This is a genomic window from Emticicia sp., assembly GCF_049241225.1.
GTDB lineage: Bacteria > Bacteroidota > Bacteroidia > Cytophagales > Spirosomataceae > Emticicia.
On sequence record NZ_JBMLRC010000135.1, the window covers coordinates 4039 to 6317 of the forward strand.

The 2279-nt window shown below is 36.0% G+C and carries 5 protein-coding genes; 3 read left to right on the forward strand and 2 right to left on the reverse strand.

What is annotated here, in order from left to right; genetic code table 11:
* The 3 genes from ACOVO2_RS08210 to ACOVO2_RS08220 form a co-directional block, all read left to right on the forward strand.
* The coding region (locus ACOVO2_RS08210; protein ID WP_421769494.1) for a hypothetical protein at positions 1–398 on the forward strand (398 nt) is incomplete at its 5' end.
* A 38-nt stretch (positions 399–436) separates the two neighbouring features.
* A complete protein-coding gene (locus ACOVO2_RS08215) occupies positions 437–928 on the forward strand; it encodes a GAF domain-containing protein (RefSeq protein ID WP_421769495.1) in 492 nt (163 codons plus the stop codon).
* 2 nt (positions 929–930) lie between these two features.
* On the forward strand, positions 931–1497 hold the full coding sequence (locus ACOVO2_RS08220; RefSeq protein WP_421769496.1) for a precorrin-2 dehydrogenase/sirohydrochlorin ferrochelatase family protein: 567 nt from the start codon (positions 931–933) through the stop codon (positions 1495–1497).
* 1 nt (position 1498) lies between these two features.
* Here the strand turns inward: ACOVO2_RS08220 and ACOVO2_RS08225 are convergent, their stop codons facing one another.
* Positions 1499–1930 (reverse strand): putative toxin-antitoxin system toxin component, PIN family, encoded by a 432-nt coding sequence (locus tag ACOVO2_RS08225; RefSeq protein WP_421769497.1) that lies wholly within the window; start codon positions 1928–1930, stop codon positions 1499–1501.
* Entirely contained in the window at positions 1917–2147 is a 231-nt protein-coding gene (locus ACOVO2_RS08230) for a hypothetical protein (RefSeq protein WP_421769498.1), read from the reverse strand. The genes ACOVO2_RS08225 and ACOVO2_RS08230 overlap by 14 nt, the downstream gene beginning before the upstream one ends.
* Between the last annotated feature and the right edge of the window lie 132 nt (positions 2148–2279).

Genomic DNA, 2279 nt, shown 5'->3' on the forward strand with positions numbered 1-2279 from the left:
TCAAGCCAGCCGTTAATCAATGGGCTGCTCATGGAGCCGCCTTGTTGGCCTCGGCGAAGGTATTGCATAATCGTTTCGTGATTATTGCTCTCGACCAAAACATGAATGCCGCCAGTGGTTGCTCCATAGATGCCTCTACTCGTTGGTTTAAAGAGCTTGGCGATGCCCTAAACATAGATTTTTTCGACCGTTCACAGGCATATATCGATGACAACGAAATAAAAACTTTCTCAGTTTTTCAATACAGAAAAGCTGTTGAAAGTGGTCTTGTTTCTCCTGAAACTATCATCTTCAATAACATTACTTTATCAACTTTGGCTGATTTGAACAACAAATGGCAAATGAAGGCCATTGATGCCCCGACTTTGAAAAGATTTTTTGTTAATACAGTGGCTTAATCTTACTTTGGACGATGTAGGAACATCGCCCCACAAATATGGCTGAAACATTATATATTCCAGAAAATGCCTCCCGCAAAGAGGTATATGATAGTATTATTCCCCAAGTTGAGGGACTTTTGAGTGGTGAAACAGACCAAACGGCTAACTTGGCTAATTTTGCTGCTGCTCTCAGAGAAGCTTTTGGATTCTTTTGGGTTGGATTTTATCTCAAAAAAGAAAACCAATTGGTTTTAGGGCCATTCCAAGGTCCGATTGCCTGTACACGTATCAATTTCGACAAGGGCGTTTGTGGCTATTGTTATCGCACTAAAGAAACAGTCATTGTGCCAAATGTCGAAGAGTTTCCTGGGCATATTGCTTGTAGTTCGGCCTCAAAATCTGAAATTGTAGTGCCTGTTTTTGATAAAAATGGCGATGTTTCAATGGTTTTGGATGTTGATAGCGATAAATTAGACGATTTTTCGGAAGTTGATAAAGACGGTTTAGAAGCTTTGGTGAGAATATTAGAAAAAACTTTTATTGCTTAAAAATGAATACATTATTTCCAGTATTTCTGAAACTTGAAGAATTGAACACGCTTGTAGTAGGCGGAGGAAATGTGGGTTTGGAAAAACTCGAAGCTATTTTTAGAAATTCTCCAAAAGCGACGGTGAAGCTCGTTGCACCCGAAATTCGTGATGAAATCAAGGCTTTAGTGCCACATCATAATCTTACTTTGATTCAAGAAAGATACGACATTTCGCACCTTGAAGGAATGGACATCGTTACGGCAGGAACTGATAGCAAAGAAGTAAACCGACAAGTACGAGACGATTGTAAAGCTAAACGAATATTGGTGAATATTGCAGATACTCCTGATTTGTGCGATTTTTATTTGAGTTCGGTAGTGGTAAAAGAAGATTTGAAAATTGCCATTTCAACCAACGGAAAATCACCGACTTTTGCAAAACGTTTCCGTGAGATTTTAGAAGAAATCATTCCCGAAAACTTGCAAGAAACATTGAATAATTTGCAGGCAATCAGAAATAAACTCAAAGGTGATTTCCAAAGTAAAGTGCAGAAACTGAACGAGATTACGAAGGTTATGCAGGAGTAGTCTAATTATTTTGAAAAATTTCAACAAAATCTTTCATTGACACTATTTGTGTTGAAGCATATTTTCTCAATTCTAATAAATCGGGGTCGCCTGTGGTTAAGAACTTTACTTTTGCATCACGGCATAGGCTCAATAGAAAATAATCGTTGGTATCTCTACCTAATTTTACCTTTGAACTTACTATAATCTTTAAAGAATAGGCCTGAAAAGAAGAAAGGAATCTTTCTATAATTGAAATCGTGATTCCTTTCTTCTGAAAATAACTAACTTCGGCAAAATGTCTGATTTCTTCTAAAATCTTATCAGAATAGCAAATATCAAAATATTCAAGGTTATCTAAAAGCCACAAATAACGTTTTTGTGTTATTCCTCCAAGCAAGACACTTGCAATAATATTCGGGTCGATAACTACCCTAATTTTACTGATAGCCATGTTTTTTACGAATAGATTTTATTGCCTTATTCACATCCGACTGCGAATGCTTTTGATTAGGTAATCCTTCTAAAAATGATTTTGCATCAGCTACCGCTTCCGACTTTTTTGGAGGCATTTTTAATACTTTTACTTCAATAAAATCTAAGGATTTTAGATATTTAATCAAAGCATCAGATTGACTGTCATTTTTCGTATTTATGATATATTGACTCATTTTTTAGAAATTTATTGACAAATTTATCATATTTTTTGTAGAACACTAAATTTTATGCAGAAACCAGTTTATTCTTGCGTTCGCCAATTTGCTGACGCCACATGGCATAATAAAGCCCTTTTTCTACCAAAA